Origin of the sequence: Nonomuraea deserti, assembly GCF_004348685.1 — a bacterium.
In the GTDB taxonomy this organism is placed as follows: domain Bacteria; phylum Actinomycetota; class Actinomycetes; order Streptosporangiales; family Streptosporangiaceae; genus Nonomuraea; species Nonomuraea deserti.
Genome location: NZ_SMKO01000002.1, coordinates 120,590 through 144,984, shown reverse-complemented (window position 1 = coordinate 144,984; position 24,395 = coordinate 120,590). Strand labels below are relative to the sequence as shown.

Here is a 24,395-nt window from a genome sequence, read left to right as displayed (position 1 = left end):
GCCTTGGGACGGGACGGTGACATATGCGGGGACGTGAGCTTCGGGGGGAACTCGACGCGTTCCTGGCGGAGAGCGAGCAGGATCTCGTGGCGTTCCGCCGCGACCTCCACATGCATCCTGAGCTGGCCTTCGCCGAATACCGCACGACACAGCGCATCGCCGAACGGCTCACGGCCGCCGGTCTGGCCCCTTCGGTGCTGCCCCGCGGCACCGGCCTGATCTGCGACGTGGGCAGCGGCGACGGCCCGACCATCGCGCTGCGCGCCGACATCGACGCGCTGCCGCTGCAGGACGAGAAGGACGTTTCCTACCACTCGACCGTGGCCGGGGTCTGCCACGCCTGCGGTCACGACGTGCACACCACGATCCTGCTCGGCACCTCGCTCTTCCTCGCCCAGCAGGCCGCCGCCGGCCTGCTGCCCGGCCGCGTACGCCTGATCTTCCAGCCCGCCGAGGAGCTGCCGGGCGGCGCGCTCGAGGTCATGGCCCACGGCGGCATCAGCGGCGTCGACCGCATCTTCGGCCTCCACTGTGACCCGCGCGTCGACGTCGGCCAGGTCGGGCTCAAGAACGGCCCGATCACCTCCGCCTGCGACAGGCTGGCCGTCAGGGTCTCGGGCCCCGGCGGTCACACCGCCCGCCCCCACCTGACCGCCGACCTCGTCTTCGCGCTGGCCAAGATCCTCACCGAGCTGCCCGCCGCGCTGTCGCGCCGCGTCGACCCGCGCTCGTCCCTCAGCCTCGTCTGGGGCAAGGTCGAGGCCGGCTCGGCCGCCAACGCGATCCCCGACGACGGCGTCGCCGAGGGCACGGTCCGCTGCCTCGACGAGAACGCCTGGCACGCCGCCCCCGACCTGATCAAGTCGCTGCTGGAGTCGGTGGCCGGCGCCTACGGCGTCGAGGCCACGATGGACTACACGCGCGGCGTGCCGCCGGTGGTCAACGACGAGGTCAGCGTCGAGATGCTGACCGAGGCCGCCGAGCGCGCGCTGGGCGCGGGCGCGGTCGTCCCGACGCAGCAGTCGCTCGGCGGCGAGGACTTCGCCTGGTATCTCGAGTCGATCCCCGGCGCGTTCGCCCGCCTCGGCACGCGCTCGCCCGACGGCTTCACCTACGACATCCACCAGGGCACGTTCGACGTCGACGAGAAGGCGATCTCGATGGGCGTGCGCATGATGGCCACCACCGCGCTGACCGCGCTGTGGGAGGTCGGCCCGCTCGACTCGATCACCTCCGCCCTGGCGTGAACCTGGCGTGACGGCCCGCCGCAGAGTGCGGCGGGCCGCCCCATCCGATCAGCCGGTCACGTCAGCCGGCCCCACACCACGGGCAGCCGGAGCGACGAGCGCCCCGGCGCGACCGTGATCCTGGTCCCCGGCGGATAACGCAGGGTGTAGTCGACGTCGGTCGAGATGATCACCAGGCCCAGCCGGTGCCCCTTCTTGAACACGTAGTCGGTCGGCTGGAAGTCCCAGGTGAAGCCGTACTCCTTGCCGGGCCGCAGCGGCTCGGTCCGGTCCGGGCGGTGCCGGTTGCGCACGTCCAGCCAGCCCCGGGTGACGATCTTGTAGGGGGTCACGGCGGTGCCGAGCCTCCTCAGCGTCGTGCAGCCCGAGTCGTCGGGGACGCTCTCGCCGTAGCAGTAGCTCTGGCCGGTCGAGACGAGGGTGCCGTTCGGGCGCTCGTCCGTGCCGTAGTCCACCAGCAACGCCGTCAGGTACGGCGACGCGCCGTCCTTCAGCGCGGCCCGCACCGAGACCGTGGGCGTGCCGGAGACGCGCACGTCGGCGGGGAGCGTGCCGGTCGTGTACGCCAGCCGGTTCGGATCGGTCCCCGTGGCCTCCACGAGCTGCTCGGCCGTCCTGGACTTCTGGTCGGTGAACGACTCCTTGCGCGACAGCGGGTGCGGCAGCAGGCTCAGCTTCGCGCCCGAGCCCAGCCAGAGCGGCACCGTGGCCGTCCCCGGCAGCGGCCACGAGGCGTGCTGGGCCCACTGGCCGGCCGCGCTCTCCACGTCCGCCTGCGGCTCGCGCATGATGCCGGAGTCGATGCCGTGCAGCCAGTGGTCGAACCAGCCGTGCAGCTGCCGCAGCCACTCGGCGGTACGCAGGTTGAAGGGGCTCATGTGGGTGCCCTGGTGCAGCCAGATCTTGCGCGGCACGTCCCGCCTGGCCAGGGCGTACCACCACTGCGCGAACTGCTTGGTCTTGACGTTCCAGTCGTTGAGCCCGTGCACGAGGAAGACGCTCGCCCTGACCTTGCCGACGTCGTTCATGTAGTTGCGGGCGTCCCAGAGCGGGCTGTAGTCGCCGGTGACCCGGTCCTGCTCGGTGGTGAGCCGGTCCATCAGCGCGCCGCAGACCTCCTGGCCGTTCTCCCTGGTCAGTACGTATTTAGCGAGCACGTCCAGGTCCTCGCCCTGGAATCCGCCCGGCGCGAGGACGCCGCCGTTGGCGCGGTAGTAGTCGTACCAGCTGGAGATCGCGGCGATCGGGACGATCGTCTCCAGCCCTTTGACCCCGGTCGCGGCGACCGCGTTCGGCAGCGTGCCGTTGTACGAGACGCCGATCATGCCGACCTTGCCGGTGGACCAGGTGGCCTCGACGGGCTCGCCGTCGGCGTCGAAGCCCTTGGCGCGGCCGTTCAGCCAGTCGATCGCGGCTTTGGGCCCGGCCGTCTCGTTGCGGTCTCCGGAGGTCGGGCAGCCGGTGGCGCGTCCGCTGCCGAGGTTCTCCACCAGGGCGATGGCGTAGCCACGCGGGACGAAGTAGTTGTCGTAGTAGCCGTCGAAGGGCTGGGGCACCGTCTTGGCCGCGTCGGCCCGCAGGCCGGGCAGCGGGTTGCCGTTCTCGTCGACGTCCACGGGGTGGTTGGAGACGTCGTTGCCGCCGGCGTAGTAGGGGCTGGCCTCCATGATCACGGGGACTTTCAGGCCCTCGTCGGTCTCCTTGGGCCGCAGGATGTCCACGGCGACGCGGTCCGGCTTGCCGTCGTCGTCGCTGTCGGTCCCCTCGACCTCGACGAACACGGTCTGCGCGATGGCGTCGGCCCTGGAGAAGATCGGTTGGGTGGCGTTGCCGTCGATCTTGATGGCGGGAGTGCCGGCTGTGGCGGGCGGGGTGCCGGTCAAGGTCGCGACGAGTAACGCGACCAGGGGCACGGACAGGACCTTGCAAGGATGCATACGGTGCTCCGATAGGAAATTTCCGCCGTCGCTGGGAATGTCCGCCATGATCTGCTTGGGGGCAAGGGTGATCGAGACCCAAACTTGAGCAAAACTTTTCCCGGCCCTGACGCCCGCTTCAGGTCACGGACGCGCTTGATGTCGATAACGGAGCGGTTGCGACCCTGTGTGCTGGTTTGGTCTGCCCTGGTCAACCAACTATCTTCCGTGCAGGTGCCGTACGCTCCTTGGCGCGCGCGACGAACTCGCAGCGGAGGAAGACGGCGGGGAAATGGAAGGAGTCGCCTTGCTCGGCAAGCGATTCAGCAGGATGGCGGTCGGCACGGTGGCCGGCGTCATCCTCATGGCAGCGGCCGCCTGCGGCGGCGACACAGGTGGGGGCACCACGGCGAGCGAGGCGCCGGCCGGCGAGTCCGAGGGCACGCTCAAGGTCGGGCTCGCCTTCGACATCGGCGGGCGCGGCGACAAGTCGTTCAACGACGCGGCGTACGCGGGCCTGGAGAAGGCCAAGACGGAACTCGGCGCCGAGATCAAGGAGCTGAGCCCGGCCTCCGACGGCTCCAACCGCGGCGACCTGCTGCGCCAGCTGGCCGACGCCGGCTACAACCCCATCATCGGCGTCGGCTTCGCCTACGGCGAGGACATCAAGAAGACCGCGGAGGAATACCCCGACATCCAGTTCGCGGTCGTCGACTCCGCCTCCAACGCGCCCAACGTGACCGGCCTGCTGTTCGCCGAGGAGCAGGGCTCCTACCTGGCGGGGGTCGCGGCCGCGACCAAGGCGGAGAGCGGCCACGTCGGCTTCGTCGGCGGCGTCGAGAACGACCTGATCAAGAAGTTCGAGGCGGGCTTCGTGGCCGGCGTGAAGTCGGTCAAGTCGGACATCAAGATCGACGTGAAGTACCTGACCCCTGACGGCGACTTCTCCGGTTTCAAGGCCCCCGACAAGGGCAAGGTCGCGGCCGAGAAGATGTTCCAGGACGGCGCCGACATCGTCTACCACGCCGCCGGAGACTCCGGCCTCGGCGTGTTCCAGGCGGCCGCCGCGGCCAAGAAGAAGGCCATCGGCGTCGACTCCGACCAGCGCCAGACGGTCAAGGAGAGCAACCTCCAGTCGGTCATCATGACCTCGATGCTCAAGCGCGTCGACGTCGGCGTGTTCGAGTTCATCAAGGCCTTCCAGGGCGGAGCCAAGGGCGGCACCAACATCACCTACGACCTCAAGGTCGACGGCGTCGGACTGGCCACCACGGGCGGCGAGATCGACGACATCAAGGACAAGCTCGACGCGGCCAAGAAGGACATCGTCGACGGCAAGATCACGGTCCCGTCCAAGCCGTAATCAGGGACATGACCGACGCGAGGGCCCGGAGTCCGCAACTTCGGGCCTTCGCCTATGCCGCCCTGCTTCTAGGAGAGGCGAAGTGAGCCAGCACCGACCAACGATCTGGGAGCGGTGAGCACATGAGCTCGGACACCCTCGACGCGGCGAGACCCGCCGTCGAGCTCGAGGGCATCACCAAGCGCTTCCCTGGCGTCGTCGCCAACCATGACATCCGCATCTCCGTCCGGCAGGGCACGGTGCACGCCATCGTGGGGGAGAACGGCGCCGGCAAGTCGACGCTGATGAAGATCCTCTACGGCATGCAGAAGCCGGACGAGGGCACGATCAAGGTCGACGGCAAGGACGTCAGCTTCCGCTCGCCGAGCGACGCCATCGACGCCGGCATCGGCATGGTCCACCAGCACTTCATGCTGGCCGACAACTTCACCGTGCTGGAGAACATCGTTCTCGGCGCCGAACCGACGAAAGCCGGCAGGCTCGACGTCGGCGCGGCCACGAAGCGCATCACCGAGCTGGCCGCCGCCCACGGCCTGCGCGTCGACCCCGGCAGGCTGGTGGAGGACCTCGGCGTCGGCGACCGCCAGCGCGTGGAGATCCTCAAGGTCCTCTACCGGGGCGCCCGCATCCTCATCCTCGACGAGCCGACCGCCGTACTCGTCCCGCAGGAGGTCGACGAGCTCTTCCAGAACCTGCGCGAGCTCACGGCCGAGGGCCTGACGGTCATCTTCATCTCCCACAAGCTCGACGAGGTGCTCGACATCGCCGACGAGATCACCGTGATCCGGCGCGGCACGACCGTCGCGAGCGTCGATCCCCACGAGGTGACCGCCCGGCAGCTCGCCGAGCTGATGGTGGGCAGCGAGCTGCCCACGCCCGAGACGCGCGAGTCCACGGTGACCGACACGGTGATGTTGAAGGTGTCGCACCTCACCATGGAGGCCGACGGCCACCGCGCCGCGCCCAAGGGCATGCCGGTCGAGCGCTACGTCGACCTGCTGCGCGAGGAGGGCAGGCGGCTGCTCCTCGACGACGTGTCGTTCGACATCCACAAGGGCGAGATCCTCGGCCTGGCCGGCGTCGAGGGCAACGGCCAGAGCGAGCTGATCGAGGCGATCATGGGCATCCGCCCGGCGCACGGCGGCATCGCGCTGGGCGAGCAGGACCTCAGCGGCTGGTCCACGCTGAGACGCCGGGAGGCCGGCATCGGCTACATCCCGGAAGACCGCCACCGCCAGGGGCTGCTGCTGGAGGCGTCGCTGTGGGAGAACCGCGTGCTCGGCCACCAGACCAGGCGACCCGCGCGCAGCGGCATCTGGATCAACCGGCGGGCCTCCAGGGCCGACACCTGGCGCATCATCGAGGACTACGACGTACGCACGCCCGGCGTCGACACGCTGGCCCTGGCGCTGTCCGGCGGCAACCAGCAGAAGCTGATCGTGGGCCGCGAGATGAGCGGCGAGCCCCTGTTCCTCATCGCCGCCCACCCCACCCGAGGCGTGGACGTCGGCGCCCAGGCAGCGATCTGGGACCACCTGCGCGAGGCCAGGGCGGCCGGGCTGGCCGTGCTGCTCATCTCCGCCGACCTCGACGAGCTGATCGGCCTGTCCGACTGCATCCAGGTGATCTACCGCGGCCGCCTCGTGGCCGCGCTCGACCCGTCCGACATCACGCCCGAGCGGCTGGGCGGCTACATGACCGGCGCGATCGCCGGCACTGAGGAGTCGTGATGCCCGCGGGGCTCAACCGGGCGCTGTTCACCGTCGCCGGCGCCGCCGTCGCCATCGTCCTGGCGATCGCGATCTGCAGTGTCGCCATCGTCGCCGCGGGAGCCGACCCGCTCGCCGCGTTCGCCGCCTTCTTCGACTTCGGCGCGAGCGCCCGGTCGCAGTCGAACGGCATCGCGGCCTTCCTCAACCGCGCGGTGCCGCTGTTCATCGCCGGTCTGGCGGTGGCCGTGGGCTTCCGCATGAACCTCTTCAACATCGGCGTGGAAGGCCAATATCGTCTGGCGGCCATCTGCGCGGCCTACGTGGGCTCGACGTTCACGGCGCCCAAGCCGATCCAGATCACGGTGATCATCCTGGTCGCCGCGGTCGTCGGCGGCCTCTACGCGCTCATCCCCGCGGTCATGAAGGTGACCAGGGGCGTGAACGAGGTCATCGCCACGATCATGCTGAACTACATCGCGATCAACCTGACCTCCTACCTCGTGCGCGGCCCGTTCGCGGGGCAGCGCGCCGAGGGCGAGCTCACCACCACGACCCCGGATCTCCCCGAATCGGCCATGTTCCCCAACCTCAACTTCTTCTTCGACTGGTTCGGCGTGCTCCCGCCCACCCGGGGCGGCGGAGTCTGGGGATTCCTGCTCGTGGCGGTCGTGCTCGGCCTGGTGGTCTGGGTGGTGCTCGAACGCACCCGGTTCGGCTTCGACGTCAAGGCCAGCGGGCTCAACGGCCCGGCCGCGCTCGCCTCCGGCGTCAACCCCAAGACGATGGTGATCGCGGCGATGGTGATGTCCGGCGCGATCGCCGGGCTCATCGGCCTTCCCGAGATCCTCGGCGACCGGGGCGCCTTCAACTCCAACTTCACCCCCGGGCTCGGCTTCCTCGGCATCGCGGTGGCGCTGCTCGGCAGGAACAAGCCCGTGGGCATCGCGATCGCCGCGCTGCTGTTCGCGTTCCTCGACCGGGCGCAGGGCGCGCTGCAGATCGCGGAGGTGCCGCCGTCCGTCATCACGATCATCCAGGGCGTGATCGTCCTGCTGGTCGTCGTGGCCAACGAGGTGACCAACCGCCTCGCGCTCAGACTCGAAGAACGCAGGGCCGCCCGGCAGCTCGGCAGGAACTCTCCGGTTGAGGTGGGAGCATGACCAGGGTCGGGAAATACCACGTGGCGCTCGTCGGCGTCGCCGTGCTCCTCCTGCTGCTGTCGCTGGTCCGGCTCGTGTCGGGCTACGACGACATCACCTCGTCCGGCACGTTCGCCGCCGCGCTGCTGCTCGCGGTGCCGATCGGCCTGGCCGGGCTGGGCGGGCTGTGGGCCGAGCGGGCCGGCGTGGTCAACATCGGCCTCGAGGGCATGATGGTGCTCGGCACCTGGTTCGCCGGCTGGGCCGGATACCAGTGGGGCGCCGTGGCCGCGCTGGTCGCGGGCCTGCTCGGCGGCGCGCTCGGCGGCCTGCTGCACGCGATCGCCACCGTGACGTTCGGCGTCGACCACATCATCAGCGGCGTCGCGATCAACCTGCTCGGCCCCGGCGTCACCCGCTTCCTGTCGGAGGTGCTCTACAAGGAGGGCACTCAGGCGGCGGAGGCGGGCGCGGGCATCACCAGCTCACCCGCGATCACCTCACCGCCGCCGCGGGTCAGCCTGCCGCTGCTGTCGGACGGGCCAGACCTGCTCGGGCGGCTGGAGAGCACCCACTGGTTCCTGCTGTCCGACCTCGCGGGCATCCTGCGCGGGCTCACCCACAACGTCAACATGCTGGTGGTCCTGGCCGTCCTCCTGCTGCCGCTGACGTTCTTCGTGCTCTGGCGCACGGCCTTCGGCCTGCGGCTGCGCTCGGCGGGCGAGAACCCGTGGGCAGCCGAGTCGCTCGGCGTGAACGTCTATCTGATCAAGTACGTCGCCGTCGTCATCTCCGGCGCGTTCGCCGGGCTCGGCGGCGTGTTCCTCGTCTTCGTCTCCACCAAGTACGTGGAGGGGCAGACGGCGGGCCGCGGCTTCATCGGCCTGGCCGCCATGATCTTCGGCAACTGGCGCCCCGGCGGGCTCGCGGCCGGCGCCGCACTGTTCGGCTACGCCGACGGCCTGCAACTGCGCAGCTCGGGGGCGGTCACGTCGTTCTTCCTGTTCGGCGCGGTGCTGCTGCTCATCTACCTCGGCCAGCAGGTACGCCGCCTGCTGGCGTCGGGCGAACCAGCCGAGATGGTGACCAGGGGCGCCAGGCAGTACACGATGATGGCCGCCGCCGCCGCGGGTATGGTCGTGCTGTTCTGGCTCTGGCTGACCGTCGACCAGCTGCCGAACGAGTTCGTCTTCATCACGCCGCACGTGCTCACGCTGATCGTGCTGCTGGTCGCCTCGCAGCGGCTGCGCATGCCCAAGGCCGACGGCGTGAGCTACCGCAGGGGGGAGCAACATTGAGCATCGACTGGGAGAGCCTCCGCGCCAGGGCCGCCGAGGCCATGCGCAACGCGTACGCGCCCTATTCCAAGTTCCCCGTGGGGGCCGCGGCGCTGGTCGACGACGGCCGGGTGGTCACCGGCTGCAACGTCGAGAACGCCTCCTACGGCGTCGGCCTGTGCGCCGAGTGCGGCCTGGTGTCGGCGCTGCACCAGTCGGGCGGCGGCCGGCTGGTGGCCTTCACCTGCGTCGACGGCCATGGCGAGCTGCTGATGCCGTGCGGGCGCTGCCGTCAGCTCCTCTACGAGTTCGGCGGCGACGACCTGCTGGTCGAGACCGTCGACGGGCCGAAGCCGATGGGTGAGATCCTGCCGTACGCGTTCGGCCCGCACGACCTCAGCCGGAGCTCGTGATGGACGCGATCGAGGTCATCCGCGCCAAGCGCGACGGCGGCGAGCTGACCACCGCCCAGATCGACTGGGTCATCGACGCCTACACCCGCGGCGGCGTGGCCGACGAGCAGATGTCCGCGCTGGCCATGGCGATCCTGCTGAACGGAATGGACCGGCGCGAGATCGCCGCCTGGACCCAGGCGATGATCCGTTCGGGCGAGCGCATGGAATGGTCCGCCCTCGACCGGCCGACGGCCGACAAACACTCGACTGGCGGGGTCGGCGACAAGATCACGCTGCCGCTGGCGCCGCTCGTGGCGGCGTGCGGGGCGTACGTGCCGCAGCTGTCCGGCCGCGGCCTCGGCCACACCGGCGGCACGCTCGACAAGCTCGAGTCGATCCCCGGCTGGCGCGCCTCGCTGTCCAACGACGAGATGCTGCACGTCCTGCGCGAGGCCGGGGCGGTCGTCTGCGCCGCGGGCTCGGGCCTCGCGCCCGCCGACAAGAAGCTGTACGCCCTGCGCGACGTCACCGGCACCGTGGAGTCGATCCCGCTGATCGCCTCCTCGATCATGTCGAAGAAGATCGCCGAGGGCACCGGCTCGCTCGTCCTCGACGTGAAGGTCGGCTCGGGGGCCTTCATGAAGACCACGGAGACGGCGAGGGAGCTGGCCGAGACCATGGTCGCGCTCGGCACGGACGCGGGCGTGCGCACGGTCGCGCTGCTGACGGCCATGGACCGGCCGCTCGGGCGGGCCGTGGGCAACGCCCTGGAGGTCGAGGAGGCCGTCGAGGTCCTGGCCGGCGGAGGGCCCGCCGACGTGGTGGAGCTGACCGTACGCCTGGCGCGGGAGATGCTGGCCGCCGCCGGGGTGTCCGGGAAGGACCCGGCGAAGGCGCTGGCCGACGGCTCGGCGATGGACGCCTGGCGCCGCATGATCGCCGCCCAGGGCGGTGACCCGGGCGCCCCGCTGCCGAGGGCGGCCGAGACGACCACGGTGGAGGCGCCGGCGACGGGCGTGCTGACCCGGCTCGACGCGTACGCCGTCGGGCTGGCCGCCTGGCGGCTCGGCGCGGGGCGGGCGCGCAAGGAGGACCCGGTGTCCGCGGGGGCGGGCGTCACGCTGCACGCCAAACCCGGTGACCCGGTGCGCGAGGGGCAGCCGCTGCTGACCCTCCACGCCGACGAGACGGCCCGCTTCGAGCGGGCGCTGGAAGCGCTGGACGGCGGCTACGCGGTGGGCCCCGCCGACGTGGAGCGGCCTCCACTGATCATCGAGCGCGTCACCGCCGCGTGACCACGCCCCCGCCGGGCGCGACCGGGGCGGGGGCGCCGGCGAAGACCTGGAGCAGGACGGCCCGCTGCGTGGGGAGGGCCTCGGCGTGCCGGGCGCGCCCCGCGTCGGTGATGCACACGTAGACGCCCCGCCGGTCGGCGTCGCACACGCCGCGCGAGACCAGCTCGGCCTTCTCCAGCCGCGCCACCACCCGTGACAGGGCGCTCTGGCTCAGGTGGACCTCGTCGCAGAGCTCCTGGATGCGCAGCTTCCTGTCGTGGTGGACGATCCGGTCGAGCACCTCGAACTCGCTGGGACCCAGGCCGTGCCGGTCGCCCAGCTCGCGCTCCAGGGCGCACATGGCCTTGGCGTGCTTGCTCAGGACGTAGTGCCAGGTGTCGACCACGTACTCCTCGTCCATGTTGCGGAGGGTACCACCTCGGTTCATGCATTTGCATAGGTTCTTCGGGACGGTTGCTCGCCCGGCTCTGTCTCGGACATGTCCGGGCCCGTACGGCGGGCGCCAGGGCGCACGGGACGGCCCGGCCGTGAAGGGCCTCGGGTGATGCGTGGCCCTTTGCGCGTTTCGCGCGGTCGCAGGCCCGAGAGAGCGGCGCGGTCTGCGGAAACGCGGCTTGCGGCGAGGCGAGGCGGGGCATCTACCGGGCATGCGCTCGCCATCCCCGCCCGGCCGCCGGTCGTCGCGCTCGCGCGCCCTGGCCTCGCTGGCCTGTCTCGCCGCGCTCACCGCCTGCGGCCCGGCCCAGCAGACCGCCCTGCCCGGATCGCCGGGCCCGACCAGGTCGTCCACCACGGCCCGCGACACTCCCGGCCGCAACGTCCCGACGAGCACCGCCGAGGTGGACGTCCGGCGCGACGGCATCGAGCTGGCCATCGTGACCGGCGTGCGGTACGCCGGGCACAGGACGTTCGACCGCGTGGTCATCGACCTCGACGGCGAGATACCCGGCTACAACGTGCGATGGGTGGACGAGTTCGTGGAGGACGGCTCCGGCCGGCCGATCGAGGTCCGCGGCGGCGCGTACCTCCTCGTCACGCTCTTCCCCGCCAACGCCCACGACGAGGACGGCGCGCCCACGTGGGAGGGCGGCCCGATCTACCGCGCGAAACTGCGCAACCTCACCGACGTCGTCAGGACCGGCGACTTCGAGGGCCGCGTCGGCATCGGGCTCGTGCTGGACAGGCGGGCCGCGTTCCAGATCCAGGAGCAGGGCACACCCAGCCGCCTGATCGTCGACGTGGCCCACTGACCTGCGGGACACCCCGCATGCCACGGGACCGCGGAAAGGCCTTCTCTGCCGGGGGCGCCCCGCATGCCCCGGGACCGCGGAAAGGCCTTCTCTGCCGGGGGCGCCCCGCAGGCCGCGGGACCGCGGCAGGGGCTAGCCTGGGCTGGTGGTGAGAAAGATCGAGGGCGGCCCCGCCCGCATTCCGGTGCCCGGCGGCAAGATCATTGACGAGCACGTGGGCCGCGTCAGCAGCGGCGACGAGGCGATCTCCATCGCCCGCATGGTGGCGCCGGCCGGCTGGGAGGAGCCCGCCCAGACGCCGTCGTTCACCGAGTACACCGTGGTCCTGCGCGGCACGGTGATCGTGGAGCACGCGGAGGGCACGACCGAGGTCGAGGCGGGGCAGTCGGTGGTGACCTCGCCGGGGGAGAAGGTCAGGTACAGCGCCGGCCCCGAAGGGGCTGAATACATCGCCGTGTGCCTGCCCGCGTTCAGCCCGGAATCGGCCGGTCGCGACTGAGCCGTAACCCGGAGAACCGGGCGGTGCTCATATCATGGCCTGATGAGCCCCACGCTTGACCAGATCCGGCGGGCTCCCAAGGTGTTGCTGCACGATCACCTCGACGGCGGGCTCCGCGCCGAGACGATCGTCGAGCTGGCCCGGGAGACCGACTACGGCCGGCTGCCCACCCATGACCCCGACAACCTGCGCCAGTGGTTCGAGGAGGCATCCGACTCGGGCTCGCTCGAGCGCTACCTCGAGACGTTCGACCACACGGTCGGGGTCATGCAGACGCGCGAGTCGCTGGTGCGCGTCGCCTCCGAGTGCGCCCAGGACCTGGCCGCCGACGGGGTGGTCTACGCCGAGGTGCGCTTCGCGCCCGAGCAGCACACCTCCAGAGGGCTGAGCCTCGACCAGGTGGTCGAGGCCGTGCTCGAGGGGTTCAGGCAGGGGTCGCAAGGGCGTGACATCCACGTCGGCACCCTGCTGACGGCCATGCGGCACCAGGCGCGCTCCATGGAGATCGCCGAGCTCTCCGTGCGCTACCGCGACGTGGGCGTCGTGGGCTTCGACATCGCGGGCGCCGAGGCCGGCTACCCGCCCACGCGGCACCTCGACGCGTTCGAATACCTGCAGCGGGAGAACGCCCACTTCACCATCCACGCGGGCGAGGCGTTCGGGCTGCCGTCGATCTGGCAGGCCATCCAGTGGTGCGGCGCCGACCGGCTCGGCCACGGCGTGCGCATCATCGACGACATCTCCGTGGCCGGCGACGAGTCCGCCAAGCTGGGGCGGCTGGCCGCCTACGTGCGCGACAAGCGCATTCCGCTGGAGATGTGCCCGACCTCCAACCTGCAGACCGGCGCCGCCGCGTCGATCGCCGAGCACCCCATCGGGCTGCTGCGGCGGCTGCACTTCCGGGTCACGGTCAACACCGACAACCGGCTGATGAGCTCGACGAGCGTGTCGCAGGAGTTCCACAAGCTGGTCGAGGCGTTCGGCTACGGCTGGGACGATCTGCAGTGGTTCACGGTCAACGCGATGAAGTCGGCGTTCATCCCGTTCGACGAGCGGCTGGCGCTGATCAACGGCGTGATCAAGCCCGGGTTCGCGCAGATCAAGTGGCAGCCGTGAAAGAGTCCTACCGTTCCAGGACCGCGTTCGCCCTGGCGTGGGTGTGGCTGGCCTTCGTCGCGTTCAACGTATGGGACCTCATCGCCCACTACACCGGCAAGTCGTCGCTGGTGGCGCTGGCCGTGCTGGGGGCGCTGACGGCGCTGGTCTACGCCATCGCGCTCAGGCCCGCCACCGTGTTCACGGAAGAGGGCCTGGTGGGGCGCAACCCGTTCCGCACCACGTTCCTGCCGTGGGCCTCCATCGACGACGTCACGGTCTCCCACTCCATCAACGTCCACCACGGTGACGAGCGGGTGCTGCGGCTGTGGACCCCGATGAGCAGCGCCAGAGAGCGGGCCAAGGCGCAGCGGCGCGGGGCCCCCAGGCAGCAACGCGGGCGTTTCACGACCGAGCCGACGCTCTCCAGGTCCGAGCAGGCGGCGGTCGAGGCGTTCGCGGGCAAAACCCACGCCGACTGGGTGGGCGACCAGATCCGCGAGCGCGCCGAGGCGGCCAGGCGCCGCGACGAGCAGGCGGCGCCGGCCCGGGTCACCTGGTCCTACGACTCCATCGCCGTGCTGGTGGCCGCGATCGCCCTGGTGGTGGCCGCGATCGTCGTCGCCTAGCCGGGGGCGTTCCGGCCCGGCCGGCGCGTACGGTCGACGAACCTCTTCATGCCCGCCTGGGCGATGCCCGCCTCCTCCACGAGCCTGGCCGCCTCCGTCTCCGCCTCGAAGGCCCGCTCGACCTCGCCCACCGGCGGCCGCAGCAGGCCGAGGTGCACGGCGGTGGCCGTGCCCGGCGCGGTCCAGTGGTGCACGCGGGCGATCGCCGCGTCGAGCAGCGCCTCCGGGGCGACGATCTCGTCCAGCAGGCCCGCGGCCAGGGCGTCCTGCGCGCTCATGCGGGTCGAGTCGAGCACCAGCCGCAGCGCCCGCGCGCCCACCAGGCGGGGAAGCAGGTAGCTTGCGGCGTTCGAGACCGACAGGCCGATGTGGTTCTCGGGGAGGAAATAGTCGGCCGACGGGGTGCCGATGCGCGTGTCGAAGCAGAGCGTCCACTCGGCGGCCCCGCCGACGGCCAGTCCGTTGACCGCCGCCACGACCGGCACGCGCGTCTCCAGCACGGCCCTGGTCATGTCGTGGAACGACGCCACCTCGTCGACCAGCGAACGGCCGGCGGCCTGGTGGATGTCCTCCCCGGCGGAGAACGCCCGGCCCGTGCCGGTGACCACGATGCCCCTGGCACCCTTGCCGTCGCCGTGGCCGCGTACGGCCGCCGCGAGGTCCCTGCGCATGCCGGAGGTGAGGGCGTTGAGCTTGGCGGGACGGGCGAGGGTGATCAGCGCCACCTCGTCGCGTTCGGTCACTTCGATCATGATCTCTCCTTGCCGACGGGGATGGCGGGAGCGGCGCGCTGGTCGCGTTCGGGGTGGAGCAGGTGGCGTTTCTCGATTCGGGCCGACGGGGTGAGCGTGAACGACTCGACGAACTCCACGTACGCGGGGATCTTGAAGCGGGCCAGCCGGCCACTGGCGTGCTCGATGACCTCCATGGCGGTCCGGGCGTCGGGGGCGTGCCCGGGGCGGAGCTGGAGGAACGCCTTGGGCAGCTCGCCCCACAGGTCGTCGGGGATGGGCACCAGCGCCGCCTGCAGGACCGCCGGGTGCTGGGTGAGCACCCGCTCGACCTCGGCGCAGGAGATGTTCTCGCCGCCTCTGCGCACCATGTCCTTCAGCCGCCCGGCGTGGCGGACGTAGCCGTGGTCGTCGCGGATGCCCAGGTCGCCCGTGTGGTACCAGCCGCCTCTGAAGGCGTGCATGGTCGCCTCCGGATGGTTCCAGTAACCCTTCATCATGGGCACGCCCCTGACCAGGATCTCGCCGTTGTCGTCGAGCTCGACCTCCTTGCCCGGGGGCGCGACGCCCATGGCGCCGGTGCCGACCGTGTCGTCCGCGCCGACGGGCACCACCAGGTCGGGGCCGCTCTCCGTGGAGCCGTAGAGCTCGCGCCACGGCGCGCCCCAGCGTTCCTCGAACGTGCGGTGCAACTCGGGCGGGATGCCCGAGCAGAGCACGAGCCGCATGCGGTTGTCGCGGTCACGCGGGTGGGGCGGCTGCTTGTGCAGCAGCAGGGGCATGGTGCCGAGCACGTACGTGAGCGTCGCGCCGTGCTCCCTGGCCGAGTTCCAGAAGCCGGAGGCGGAGAAGCGGGGGAGCACCACGAGGGGGATGCCGCCGGCGAGGCAGAGCACGGTGACCCATTGGGGGTCCATGTACGAGTACGCCTGGGCGATGATCACGACGTCGTCGGGGCGAAGGCCTGCCTGGTCGGCGACGATCTGGGCGGTCCTGAGCCAGTAGTCGTGGGTGAGCATGCAGGCCTTGGGGAATCCCGTGGTGCCCGACGTGTACTGAAAATTGGCGACATCATCGGCTTTGACGGTGACCAGAGGGCTCCGGTCGCCCGCCTGCCGGATCAGGGACCGCGGGTCGTGGCACGGGCCCGGGTTGATCGCGGCGTGGTCGTCCGTGGTCAGTGTCAGCACCGCGCCCGAGTCGTCGAGCACGTGAGCCAGGTCGGCCGCCTGGTAGCGGACGTTCACCGGGACCGCGATCGCCCCGGCCTTCAGGATCGCGAGCCAGCTCAGCGGCCATTCCGGCACGTTGTCCAGCATGATCGCCACCCGGTCGCCCGGGCGCACGCCCTGGCCGGTCAGGGCCGCGGCCAGGCGGTCCGACTGCGTGTCCGCGGCGTCGAAGGTCAGCGAGGTGTCGGGGAAGCGGAGGAACTCGCGCGTGCCGTACGTTCTAGCGGCGTGCCTCATCAGGTCGGGGATCGTTGTGTGCATCCGGCGGCTCCCACGGGAAGTCGGGCAGCAGGGAGTAGTCAGGACTTGTCGTGACCTGGGCGGGGGCGCGTACGGCGGCCAGGCCGATCGTGACGAACTCGGCGCACACCTGCTCCAGCGTGGAGTCCCCGTCGGGGCGGTACCACTCGCTGGTGCCGGTGCACATCGACATCAGGGCGAGACGGGTCAGCTTCTGGTCGGCGACGCGGAACGTGCCCCCGGCGACGCCGTCGGCCAGCGTGCGCCTCCAGTGGGCCTCGTACACGTCGCGCAGGGCGATGATCTCGTCGTGGGCGGCCGAGCCCGGCGTCAGGGAGCGCAGCTCGCCGTCCATGACGCGGGTGGTCAGGGGATTGCGGGCGTGGACGGCGGTGAGCGAGCCGATCAGCAGGGCCAGCCGGTCGGCGGGGGCGCCGGCCGTGGCCAGCATGCGTTCCGTGGCGTCGTTCAGGCCCTGCTGGGCGACGCGCATGAGGTCGGCGAGCAGGGCCTCCTTGCTCGCCACGTGGTGATAGATCCCGGCGTTGGTCATGTGGACGGCCCGGCCGAGGTCCCTGATGCTCGTCGCGGCGTAGCCCTGCCGGGCGAACAGCAGCACCGCCGCCGTCCTGATCCGCTCGTGCGCGTCACCGTCAGGGTCCGTGAGGTCGATGATCATAGTTCCTACCGAACGTTCGGTCGCCTCCTGAAGCTATCCCAATTCCCGACAAATCGCCATAGGTTGACTCTGACACCGTGTGAGGCCCTAGACCGGAGACGTCATGTTCAACATCGGAGAGTTCGCCAGGCTGGGGCTGGTGTCCGTACGCATGTTGCGGCACTATGACGCGATCGGGCTGCTGCGCCCCGCGCACGTGGACCAGGTCAACGGCTACCGCTCCTACCAGGCCGCGCAACTGTCCCGGCTCAACCGCATCGTCGCGATCAAGGACCTCGGCTTCACGCTGGAGCAGGTCAGGGCCATCCTCGACGAGAAGGTCAGCCCGGAGGAGCTGCACGGCATGGTACGCATGCGCCGCGCCCAGCTCGAAGCCCGGATCAGCGCCGACCTGGCCAGGCTGCGCAGCGTCGAGGCACGCCTGCGGACGATCGAGACGGAGGGCTACATGGAGAGCGCGGAGGTCGTGCTGAAGCGCGTCGCCCCGATCAGGGTCGCCGAGCTCAGCGCCAGGGCGGCCAGCTACGAGGGAGAGGACATCGGCCCGGTCATCCAGCCCCTCTTCGCCGAGATCTGCCGCCGCGTGGAGGCGGCCGCGGTCAAGGTCGTGGGCCCGGGGATCGCCTACTACGAGGAGGAGGACGACGGCTCCGTCATGGTCCACGCCTGCCTGCCGGTGTCCGTGGCGCCCGGCGACCACGACTTCCAGGTGGTCGACCTGCCGGCCATCGAGGCGGCGGCCACGATCATCCACCACGGGTCGATGGAGGAGGTGGGGCAGACGTTCCAGACCCTGGCCCACTGGATCGAGGAGCACGGCTACCGGTCGCTCGCCCTGGCCAGGGAAATCTCCCTGCACTGCCCGGAGAACCTGGACGAATGGGTGACGGAGCTCCAGATCGAGGTGGCTCCGGCCGGATGACGGACGTAGAGGAGGAGCTCGAACACCACCGGGTGGCGCTGACCGGCTACTGCTACCGCATGCTCGGCTCGGGCTTCGAGGCCGAGGACGCGGTGCAGGAGACGTTCGTCAGAGCCTGGCGGACGTACGATCCCGCTCGGGGCGGGCTGCGCGCGTGGCTGTTCCACCTGGCCACGAACGTCTGCTTCGACATGCTCAGGGGCCCGCAGCGCCGCGCCCGCGCGATGGACCTGGGCCCCGCCGCCACCCCCGGTGACGCGCTGGGCGAGCCGCTCCCGGAGAGCCGCTGGATCCAGCCCGTCCCGGACGTCCGGGTGCTCGACCCGGCCGAGCTCGCGGTCACGCGGGAGACGGTCCGGCTGGCGTTCGTGGCGGCGCTCCAGCACCTGCCGCCCCGGCAGCGCGCCGTGCTCATCCTCCGCGACGTCCTCAAGTGGTCGGCCGCCGAGACGGCCACCCTGCTGTCCACCACCGTCACGTCGGTCAACAGCGCGCTCCAGCGGGCCCGCGCCAAGCTCCCCCCGGCGGCGGAGGCCGACGAGACGGTGGACGAGAGCCTGCTGGCCCGCTACGTGTCGGCGTTCGAGCGGTACGACGTGGCCGCGCTGGTGTCGCTGCTGCACGAGGACGCGACGTCGTCCATGCCGCCGTTCGCGTGGTGGCTGCGCGGGCGCGAGCACATCCGCACGGTGCTGACCGCGGCCGCCGCGAGCGGCGATGCCCCGTGCGCGGGCTCCCGCCTGCTGCCGGCCAGGGCCAACGGCTCCCCGGCGTTCGGCCAGTACCTGAACGGCGAGCCGTTCGCCCTGGTCGTCCTCGACGTCGCCGGTGGCCGCATCGCGAGCGAGACCACCTACCTGGATCCCGGTCTGTTCCCGTTCTTCGGCCTGCCGATGAGTTTCGCGGCGCCGCTCCGTACAGGCTGATGAAGGAGGAACAGAACATGCCACAGATCGTCGAATTCCCCGAGCGGCCGTACGTCGGGGTGCGCGGGACCATCACCATGACCACCTTCGGCCTCGTCGCCGACCGGATCGGTGAGATCGTCGGCTGGCTCGCCGAACGCGGCCACACCCCTGCCGGAGCGCCCTTCCTCAGGTACGACGCCGTCAACCTGCCGGAGGACCGGCTGGTGGTGCAGGCAGGCGTGCCGGTGGCCGCGCCGGTGGCGGGCGAGGGCGACATCTTCGCCGCCACCCTGCCCGCCGGCCGCTACGCCACGGTGTCGCACCACGGCCACCCCGACCGGCTCGCCGGCGTCATCGACGCGCTGCTGAAGTGGGCCGCGGAGCAGGGGCTCGCCTGGGACATGACGGAGAAGGACGGGACGGAGCACTGGGGCTGCCGCCTGGAGCTCTTCCGGACGGACCCGCGAGTCGAGCCCGACATGCACAACTGGGACACCGACCTGCAGTTCCGCCTCGCCGCGCCGGAGTAGGTCCCACGGTTGAGACCAACACCCGCTGTTGGTCTCAACCGCCGCCCCTCGCGGACTGACTTTCGTGTTGGTCTCCTCGCTGAGACCATTCGTGCTCATCGCCAGACGTCGACCAGGTGCTCCGGGGTGATGTGCGTGACGCCCTCCACCCCGCAGCCGCTGCGGGAGACGGCGTAGAGCGGCGTGGAGGAGTCGGCTCCGGGCATCTTGGACCGGTGGACGATGAGCTCGCTCAGGTCATGATGATCGAACGGGCGGTTCTCCAGCCACTTGATGGAACCGACCATCGTGACCTGCTTCGCGACCGGCTCCCGGTCGGCGCCGACGATGTCGATCTCCGGATTGTTGGACCTGGTCCAGAAGCCCCTGATCGCTCCTGTCGCCTCGGGCAGACCGTCCATGCGGCGAAGCGACTCGCGGATCAGGGGCTCGACGGCGACTCCGCGCCAGGCCGTCCATGAACGTTCTATCTGCCGCAGCACGAGGTCGCCGCGGGCGCGATCGATTTGCGGCAGGCCGGGTTCGATGAAGGACAGCCAGAAGCGCAGGTGCGTGTCCGCGATGTGGTAGCGGCGTTCTTTCGACGGGCGGACGGAGAGCGGAACCTCCGCCGTGACCATGCGCTTCTCCTGCAGGATCTGCAGACCGCGCTGGACTGACGAGCCGGGCACTCCTCCGGAGGCCTTGGAGAGCGACGAGTAGGTGCGTTGTCCCGATCCGATGGCCCTCAGCAGCGTCCTCGGCTGTGCTTCGGGCGGGAACTCCGCCGCCATGGCTCGCACCCCGCTCACGGTCAGCGCCGAGGTCGGATCCGGAACGGCGGTCCACAGGAACTCTCGAGCCGTGGCACCGGTCGGCCATTCGTCGAGGATCATGGGCATGCCACCGGTGATCAGGTGCGCGTCGACGGCCTCCGTGGCGGGCAGGTCGAGCTTGTCCGCCACGTCGGCGACGGTGAGCGGATTGACCACCATTTCCGATGCCCGCATATAGAACGGGCGGTCGTACTGGTTGATCGCTTCCATGATGGACATGTCGGAACCGATGAGGATGAGGAGCATCGGGCGGCGCGAGAAGTGGCGGTCGAAGACGTACTGCAGCTTGCCTTCGAGATAAGGGTCCTGGTGGATCATGTAGGGGAGTTCGTCAATGACGACGATGCTCGGCGCGTCTTGGGGGACGGCCTGAGCCAACAGCACGAGCAGGCTGTCCCAGGAGGTGGCAGTGGCCTGCTCGAAGAGCGACGCATCAGGCAGGTCTGAGGCCGCCGCGCTCGCGATGAAGCTTTCGAGCTGGTCCGCCAGCGGTTGCTGGGCCGCCGTGAAGAAGAGGCTGGGCAGGCCGCTCCGGCGGATGAACTCCTCCGCGAGGCGCGACTTCCCCACCCGACGCCTCCCTCGCATGAGGATGGCTCGGCCTGGCCGATCTCCGGTGCCTACCCGGTTGGAGTAGCGGCCGAGAGTATCGAGCTCACGCTTGCGCCCGATGAAGCGGTCCATAGGGAAGCCTCCAGCGACGAAGCATCCAGCGATGGTTCAATCATATGTGGGACAACCAATAATGGTTGCTTCATCCTGACGGCCGCCATGGTGGTCCCACGGATGAGACCACCGACGTCGGAAAACGGCTACGGCGTTGCGTCCGGTGGCTCGTTGTCCTGGGAGCGCGGTGTGACGGCGGCTCGGACGATCAACGTCGCCACCCGTCCGATGAACGAAGGGGTGAGCACCGCGCCGGCCGCGCCTTGGCGGGCCGGGCCGAACGTCATCATCTGCGTGGCCCGGCCCGCGCCGAGGCAGGCCGTGGATGCGACGGCCACGGCCACCCACGGGCTGTAGCCTCGGGGAAGCAGCATGACCACGAAGATCAGGTAAGTGGCCAGCGCGCCCACGAAGGCGATCACCGAGGACCGGCCCCGGGGGTGTCGCCCGCCGGACGGCTGGACGGGTGCAGGGGCCTGCCGGCGGCGGCTCCTGCCGGAACGTGCGGGCGATGTCGCCATCGGCGACCTCCTCGAATCCGGGAACATCGGTTTTCTGTCGTGACTCCAGGTGGGTGCGTCGAAGCGGCACGGAATGTGGCCGCTTTTCTGCGCCGGTCCGATGAGGGCGCTCGTGTTTCTCTTCTCCTGGGCAAACAGGAGAGCGGGAGCTCCTCGCGGTGCGGTAAGCATGGCATGACGACTCGTGCTCACGCTAGGTGATCGGACCGAGAGTGAGCTGCCTGATTGAGTCGCGGCGCGTGGAGGAGAAAGGCGAAGAGGTCTCCCGTTTGCCCGGGAGACCTCTTCTACCAACGGTTTTCCGGCGCCCACCTGGAGTCAGCGGACAATCATCCGGAATCAGAGGAGGGGGCAGGGAACGCTTGCCTTGATGTGCTTTCCCGTGCCCCTTCTCGGCCTTGCGTCCACGCGATCGGACTCAAGGTCATGGCGTTGATTGTACAGGTGAGGCGGGCTGATGTCCTTGCTTCCGCGATCCGGTCGAGGGGTGACTTGCCAGGAATGTGCGTCGTGTGGGGTAGGTTTGCGCGCGAACTGAGAATAATTGATGGCTTCGGGTCGGATGACATGTCATGTGGCGGTATGAGGTGACTTTCCGGCCTGCGGAGCGGGCGACACCCTTTCGCCGTCGTACGGCGGACGGCCGGCGTCGGACGGAAATCGCCGGCCTTTTCTGGTTCGTCTCGCGGTCGCGAATCACTACGTGCTTCCTGGCCCGGAACAAACGCATTCCTGGGGGGTACGGAAAAGGAACAGCGATTCCCTCGGGTGCCATTCTTCAATCGGCATTCCAGGAGGGCGCGGGCGGCTTGGGTAAAATTATTGACGTGGGCGTGTCGGGCTATGGGCGGCGCTCCCGAATATCACCCTGCGTCTAGCCGGAATAACGCAGGGTAACGATCGTCAGAGGTCGAGCAGGGCGGCGAGTTCTCTCTTGAGGAGGTCGAGCTCGCGGGCCGCCCCGGCCCGTGCCTCGGTGACCTCGCCCGCCACCGGCACGACCACCTCCAGGTAGCACTTGAGCTTGGGCTCCGTGCCCGAGGGGCGCACCACCACGCGGGCGCCCCCCGCCAGCGCGTAGCGCAGCCCGTCGGTGGGCGGCAGGCCGCCGTCACCCCTGGCCAGGTCGTCCGCCCGCAGCACCGCGCGCCCTCCGAGGATCGCGGGCGGGGCCGCGCGCAGCCGCGACATGGCGCCGGCGATCAGCGAAAGGTCGGACACCCGGAAGGAGAGTTGTTCCGTGGCGTGCAGCTCGTGGCGCCGGGCCTGGTCGTCGAGCAGGTCCAGCAGCGTACGCCCGGCGCGCTTGGCGGCCGCCGCGATGCCCGCCACCACCAGGGCCGCACCGATGCCGTCTTTGTCCCGGACCGGGAGGCCGGCGTCGGTGCCGACGCAGTAGCCGATGGCCTCCTCGTAGCCGAAGACCAGCCCCGGCCCCGCCTTGGTGATCCATTTGAAGCCGGTCAGCGTCTCGCCGTAGCGCACGCCGTGCGCCCGCGCGATCTTGCCGAGCAGCGTCGAGGAGACGATGGTGGTGGCCACCATCCGGTCACCGGTGGTGTGCGCGATGACGTGCTCGGCCAGCAGGCCACCGACCTCGTCGCCGGTCAGCATGCGGCAGCCGCCGCCGGGCAGCGGCACCCCCACCGCGCACCGGTCGGCGTCGGGGTCGTTGGCCACGACCAGGTCCGCGCCTACCTTGGCGGCCAGCGCCACGGCCAGGTCCATCGCGCCCGGCTCCTCCGGGTTGGGGAAGGGCACCGTGGGGAAGCCGGGGTCGGGGGCGCGCTGCTCCTCGACCGCCAGCGGCGACGGGAACCCGGCGGCCAGGAACGCGCCCGTCAGCGTGGCGGCGCCCACCCCGTGCAGCGGCGTGTAGGCCACCCTCAGGTCGCGGGCGTCGCCCAGCGGGAGCGACGTCACGGCGGCGATGTAGTCGTCGACGATGCCCTCGCCCAGCTCCGTCAGCGTGCCGGGGCCGTCGATCAGCAGCTGGTCGACGCGGCCGACGGCGTCGATGGCGGCCGAGATCTCACGGTCGATCGGCGGCGCGATCTGGGAGCCGTCGTCCCAGAAGACCTTGTAGCCGCTGTCGCGGGGCGGGTTGTGACTGGCGGTGACCGCCACGCCCGCGTCCGCTCCGAGCCGGCGTACGGCGAAGGCCAGCACGGGCGTGGGCAGCGGGCCGGGCAGGATCGAGGCGTGCACCCCGGCGCCCGTCAGCACGGCGGCCGTGTCGCGGGCGAACACGTCGGATTTGTGCCGCGCGTCGTAGCCGATGACCACGTGCTTGCCGGGCCCGAGCACCGCGGCCAGGCCGGCGGCGGCGCGCATGACGGTGACGCGGTTCATCCGGTTGGGGCCGGCGCCGAGCTCGCCGCGCAGGCCCGCCGTGCCGAACTCCAGTCTGGCGCGGAAACGTTCTTCGAGCGCGGCGAGGTCTTCCCGCTCGACCAGGGGGGAGAGCTCGGCGCGGGTGTCGGGGTCGGGGTCCTGGGACAGCCACTCGCGCGCCTCCCGCAGCACGCTCAAAGCCGGTCCACCACCTTGGCAAGCAGCACGCCCATGCGGGCCGCCGTGGACCGGCCGACCTCCAGGACCTCCTCGTGGTCGAGCGGCTCGCCGGACAGGCCCGCCCCCGGGTTGGTGACCAGGGAGATGCCGAGCACCTCCAGATCGGCCTCGCGGGCGGCGACGGCCTCCAGCACGGTGGACATGCCGATCATGTCGCCGCCCAGGGTGCGGAGCATGCGGATCTCGGCGGGTGTCTCGTACGTGGGCCCGCGGAAGGCGACGTAGACGCCTTCGGCCAGCGTCGGGTCGATCTCGCGGGCCAGCGCGCGCAGGCGGCGGGAGTAGACCTCGGTGAGGTCGAGGAACGTGGTGCCGGTGATCGGGTTGGCCCCGGTCAGGTTGATGTGGTCGCTGATCAGGACGGGGTCGCCGACGTTCTGCGTCTCCGGGCGCAGGCCGCCGGCCGCGTTGGTCAGCACGAGCGTGCGGACCCCGGCGGCGGCCGCCGTGCGCACGCCGTGGACCACCGCGTCGACTCCGAGCCCTTCGTAGAGGTGCGTGCGTCCGAGGAACACCAGCGCGTGCCGCCCCTCGGAGGTGCGGACGACGCGGATCCTGCCTCCGTGCCCCGCCACGGCGGGGGCGCGGAACCCCGGCAGGCCGGTGAACGGGATCTCGCTCACCGTCTCGCCGATCGCGTCGGCGGCGGGCACCCACCCCGACCCCATGACGAGCGCCACGTCGAAGGTGTCGAAACCGGTGGTGGCGCGAAGCGCCGTGGCGGCCTCGCCTGCCAGGGTGTACGGATCTTCACTCACGT

At 70.6% G+C, this 24,395-nt stretch carries 23 protein-coding genes; 14 read left to right on the top strand and 9 right to left on the bottom strand.

Going from position 1 to position 24,395, the window contains the following annotated elements; all coding sequences use genetic code 11:
- Positions 1 to 23: 23 nt before the first annotated feature.
- On the top strand, positions 24 to 1,247 hold the full coding sequence (locus E1292_RS01620; protein ID WP_132591220.1) for a M20 family metallopeptidase: 1,224 nt from the start codon (positions 24 to 26) through the stop codon (positions 1,245 to 1,247).
- Positions 1,248 to 1,303: 56 nt separating this feature from the next.
- On the opposite strand, the gene E1292_RS01615 is transcribed toward E1292_RS01620, so the two are convergent.
- Positions 1,304 to 3,184, bottom strand: a complete 1,881-nt coding sequence (locus E1292_RS01615) for a Xaa-Pro dipeptidyl-peptidase (protein WP_132591218.1) — start codon at positions 3,182 to 3,184, stop codon at positions 1,304 to 1,306.
- Between the two features lie 286 nt (positions 3,185 to 3,470).
- Here E1292_RS01615 and E1292_RS01610 point away from each other — a divergent pair, with 286 nt between their 5' ends.
- From E1292_RS01610 to E1292_RS01585, 6 genes are all read left to right on the top strand, one after another.
- Positions 3,471 to 4,526, top strand: a complete 1,056-nt coding sequence (locus E1292_RS01610; protein WP_132591216.1) for a BMP family lipoprotein — start codon at positions 3,471 to 3,473, stop codon at positions 4,524 to 4,526.
- Between the two features lie 122 nt (positions 4,527 to 4,648).
- The gene (locus E1292_RS01605) at positions 4,649 to 6,256 is read left to right on the top strand and encodes an ABC transporter ATP-binding protein (protein ID WP_132591214.1); all 1,608 of its coding nucleotides are present in this window, start codon (positions 4,649 to 4,651) and stop codon (positions 6,254 to 6,256) included.
- Entirely contained in the window at positions 6,256 to 7,398 is a 1,143-nt protein-coding gene (locus E1292_RS01600) for an ABC transporter permease (RefSeq protein ID WP_132591212.1), read from the top strand. The genes E1292_RS01605 and E1292_RS01600 overlap by 1 nt, the downstream gene beginning before the upstream one ends.
- A complete protein-coding gene (locus E1292_RS01595; RefSeq protein WP_132591211.1) occupies positions 7,395 to 8,675 on the top strand; it encodes an ABC transporter permease in 1,281 nt (426 codons plus the stop codon). The genes E1292_RS01600 and E1292_RS01595 overlap by 4 nt, the downstream gene beginning before the upstream one ends.
- Positions 8,672 to 9,067: a cytidine deaminase gene (locus E1292_RS01590; protein ID WP_132591209.1), complete on the top strand. Its 396-nt coding sequence runs from the start codon at positions 8,672 to 8,674 to the stop codon at positions 9,065 to 9,067. The genes E1292_RS01595 and E1292_RS01590 overlap by 4 nt, the downstream gene beginning before the upstream one ends.
- The gene (locus tag E1292_RS01585) at positions 9,067 to 10,344 is read left to right on the top strand and encodes a thymidine phosphorylase (protein ID WP_132591207.1); all 1,278 of its coding nucleotides are present in this window, start codon (positions 9,067 to 9,069) and stop codon (positions 10,342 to 10,344) included. Before E1292_RS01590 ends, E1292_RS01585 begins: the two co-directional genes overlap by 1 nt.
- On the opposite strand, the gene E1292_RS01580 is transcribed toward E1292_RS01585, so the two are convergent.
- Positions 10,331 to 10,744 (bottom strand): MarR family winged helix-turn-helix transcriptional regulator, encoded by a 414-nt coding sequence (locus E1292_RS01580; protein WP_132591205.1) that lies wholly within the window; start codon positions 10,742 to 10,744, stop codon positions 10,331 to 10,333. The two genes, E1292_RS01585 and E1292_RS01580, sit on opposite strands and share 14 nt — an antisense overlap.
- Positions 10,745 to 10,991: 247 nt before the next feature.
- On the opposite strand from E1292_RS01580, the gene E1292_RS01575 reads away from it, so the two are divergent.
- The 4 genes from E1292_RS01575 (at position 10,992) to E1292_RS01560 (ending at position 13,817) form a co-directional block, all read left to right on the top strand.
- Complete coding sequence (locus E1292_RS01575) at positions 10,992 to 11,594, top strand: AMIN-like domain-containing (lipo)protein (RefSeq protein WP_132591203.1); 603 nt, start codon at positions 10,992 to 10,994, stop codon at positions 11,592 to 11,594.
- A gap of 145 nt (positions 11,595 to 11,739) precedes the next feature.
- Entirely contained in the window at positions 11,740 to 12,093 is a 354-nt protein-coding gene (locus E1292_RS01570) for a cupin domain-containing protein (protein WP_132591201.1), read from the top strand.
- A gap of 42 nt (positions 12,094 to 12,135) precedes the next feature.
- Positions 12,136 to 13,209, top strand: a complete 1,074-nt coding sequence (locus tag E1292_RS01565) for an adenosine deaminase (protein WP_132591199.1) — start codon at positions 12,136 to 12,138, stop codon at positions 13,207 to 13,209.
- Positions 13,206 to 13,817: a PH domain-containing protein gene (locus tag E1292_RS01560; protein WP_132591197.1), complete on the top strand. Its 612-nt coding sequence runs from the start codon at positions 13,206 to 13,208 to the stop codon at positions 13,815 to 13,817. Before E1292_RS01565 ends, E1292_RS01560 begins: the two co-directional genes overlap by 4 nt.
- Here E1292_RS01560 and E1292_RS01555 read toward each other — a convergent pair.
- Genes E1292_RS01555 through E1292_RS01545 form a run of 3 tightly spaced genes read right to left on the bottom strand, consistent with a single transcriptional unit; the run spans position 13,814 to position 16,699 of the window.
- A complete protein-coding gene (locus E1292_RS01555) occupies positions 13,814 to 14,569 on the bottom strand; it encodes an enoyl-CoA hydratase/isomerase family protein (RefSeq protein ID WP_132591195.1) in 756 nt (251 codons plus the stop codon). The genes E1292_RS01560 and E1292_RS01555 overlap by 4 nt on opposite strands.
- On the bottom strand, positions 14,566 to 16,041 hold the full coding sequence (locus E1292_RS01550; protein WP_246089850.1) for a class I adenylate-forming enzyme family protein: 1,476 nt from the start codon (positions 16,039 to 16,041) through the stop codon (positions 14,566 to 14,568). Before E1292_RS01550 ends, E1292_RS01555 begins: the two co-directional genes overlap by 4 nt.
- Positions 16,001 to 16,699, bottom strand: a complete 699-nt coding sequence (locus E1292_RS01545; RefSeq protein ID WP_132591193.1) for a TetR/AcrR family transcriptional regulator — start codon at positions 16,697 to 16,699, stop codon at positions 16,001 to 16,003. The genes E1292_RS01550 and E1292_RS01545 overlap by 41 nt, the downstream gene beginning before the upstream one ends.
- 103 nt (positions 16,700 to 16,802) lie before the next feature.
- On the opposite strand from E1292_RS01545, the gene E1292_RS01540 reads away from it, so the two are divergent.
- From E1292_RS01540 to E1292_RS01530, 3 genes are read left to right on the top strand one after another with little or no spacing between them, the layout of a single operon-like run.
- Positions 16,803 to 17,621 carry a MerR family transcriptional regulator gene (locus E1292_RS01540; protein ID WP_132591191.1) on the top strand — a complete coding sequence of 273 codons (819 nt, stop codon included), beginning with the start codon at positions 16,803 to 16,805 and terminating at the stop codon, positions 17,619 to 17,621.
- On the top strand, positions 17,618 to 18,547 hold the full coding sequence (locus E1292_RS01535) for a sigma-70 family RNA polymerase sigma factor (RefSeq protein ID WP_132591189.1): 930 nt from the start codon (positions 17,618 to 17,620) through the stop codon (positions 18,545 to 18,547). The genes E1292_RS01540 and E1292_RS01535 overlap by 4 nt, the downstream gene beginning before the upstream one ends.
- A 17-nt stretch (positions 18,548 to 18,564) precedes the next feature.
- Entirely contained in the window at positions 18,565 to 19,059 is a 495-nt protein-coding gene (locus E1292_RS01530) for a GyrI-like domain-containing protein (RefSeq protein ID WP_132591187.1), read from the top strand.
- A gap of 95 nt (positions 19,060 to 19,154) precedes the next feature.
- Here the strand turns inward: E1292_RS01530 and E1292_RS01525 are convergent, their stop codons facing one another.
- The 4 genes from E1292_RS01525 to E1292_RS01510 form a co-directional block, all read right to left on the bottom strand.
- Positions 19,155 to 20,558 (bottom strand): ATP-binding protein, encoded by a 1,404-nt coding sequence (locus E1292_RS01525; protein WP_181958170.1) that lies wholly within the window; start codon positions 20,556 to 20,558, stop codon positions 19,155 to 19,157.
- A gap of 128 nt (positions 20,559 to 20,686) precedes the next feature.
- Positions 20,687 to 21,061: a hypothetical protein gene (locus E1292_RS01520; protein ID WP_132591183.1), complete on the bottom strand. Its 375-nt coding sequence runs from the start codon at positions 21,059 to 21,061 to the stop codon at positions 20,687 to 20,689.
- A gap of 903 nt (positions 21,062 to 21,964) precedes the next feature.
- Complete coding sequence (locus tag E1292_RS01515; RefSeq protein ID WP_132591181.1) at positions 21,965 to 23,593, bottom strand: phospho-sugar mutase; 1,629 nt, start codon at positions 23,591 to 23,593, stop codon at positions 21,965 to 21,967.
- Positions 23,590 to 24,393 carry a purine-nucleoside phosphorylase gene (locus tag E1292_RS01510; protein ID WP_132591179.1) on the bottom strand — a complete coding sequence of 268 codons (804 nt, stop codon included), beginning with the start codon at positions 24,391 to 24,393 and terminating at the stop codon, positions 23,590 to 23,592. Before E1292_RS01510 ends, E1292_RS01515 begins: the two co-directional genes overlap by 4 nt.
- Positions 24,394 to 24,395: the final 2 nt, after the last annotated feature.

Bases quoted from the DNA above. Each gene is read 5' to 3' on its own strand.
- E1292_RS01605 (WP_132591214.1), top strand. From the start codon at position 4,649: ATGAGCTCGGACACCCTCGACGCGGCGAGACCCGCCGTCGAGCTCGAG.
- E1292_RS01525 (WP_181958170.1), bottom strand. From the start codon at position 20,558: ATGGACCGCTTCATCGGGCGCAAGCGTGAGCTCGATACTCTCGGCCGC.
- E1292_RS01615 (WP_132591218.1), bottom strand. From the start codon at position 3,184: ATGCATCCTTGCAAGGTCCTGTCCGTGCCCCTGGTCGCGTTACTCGTC.
- E1292_RS01545 (WP_132591193.1), bottom strand. From the start codon at position 16,699: ATGATCATCGACCTCACGGACCCTGACGGTGACGCGCACGAGCGGATC.
- E1292_RS01580 (WP_132591205.1), bottom strand. From the start codon at position 10,744: ATGGACGAGGAGTACGTGGTCGACACCTGGCACTACGTCCTGAGCAAG.
- E1292_RS01550 (WP_246089850.1), bottom strand. From the start codon at position 16,041: ATGCACACAACGATCCCCGACCTGATGAGGCACGCCGCTAGAACGTAC.
- E1292_RS01585 (WP_132591207.1), top strand. From the start codon at position 9,067: ATGGACGCGATCGAGGTCATCCGCGCCAAGCGCGACGGCGGCGAGCTG.
- E1292_RS01620 (WP_132591220.1), top strand. From the start codon at position 24: ATGCGGGGACGTGAGCTTCGGGGGGAACTCGACGCGTTCCTGGCGGAG.
- E1292_RS01600 (WP_132591212.1), top strand. From the start codon at position 6,256: ATGCCCGCGGGGCTCAACCGGGCGCTGTTCACCGTCGCCGGCGCCGCC.
- E1292_RS01535 (WP_132591189.1), top strand. From the start codon at position 17,618: ATGACGGACGTAGAGGAGGAGCTCGAACACCACCGGGTGGCGCTGACC.
- E1292_RS01520 (WP_132591183.1), bottom strand. From the start codon at position 21,061: ATGGCGACATCGCCCGCACGTTCCGGCAGGAGCCGCCGCCGGCAGGCC.
- E1292_RS01530 (WP_132591187.1), top strand. From the start codon at position 18,565: ATGCCACAGATCGTCGAATTCCCCGAGCGGCCGTACGTCGGGGTGCGC.
- E1292_RS01555 (WP_132591195.1), bottom strand. From the start codon at position 14,569: ATGATCGAAGTGACCGAACGCGACGAGGTGGCGCTGATCACCCTCGCC.
- E1292_RS01565 (WP_132591199.1), top strand. From the start codon at position 12,136: ATGAGCCCCACGCTTGACCAGATCCGGCGGGCTCCCAAGGTGTTGCTG.
- E1292_RS01540 (WP_132591191.1), top strand. From the start codon at position 16,803: ATGTTCAACATCGGAGAGTTCGCCAGGCTGGGGCTGGTGTCCGTACGC.
- E1292_RS01575 (WP_132591203.1), top strand. From the start codon at position 10,992: ATGCGCTCGCCATCCCCGCCCGGCCGCCGGTCGTCGCGCTCGCGCGCC.
- E1292_RS01595 (WP_132591211.1), top strand. From the start codon at position 7,395: ATGACCAGGGTCGGGAAATACCACGTGGCGCTCGTCGGCGTCGCCGTG.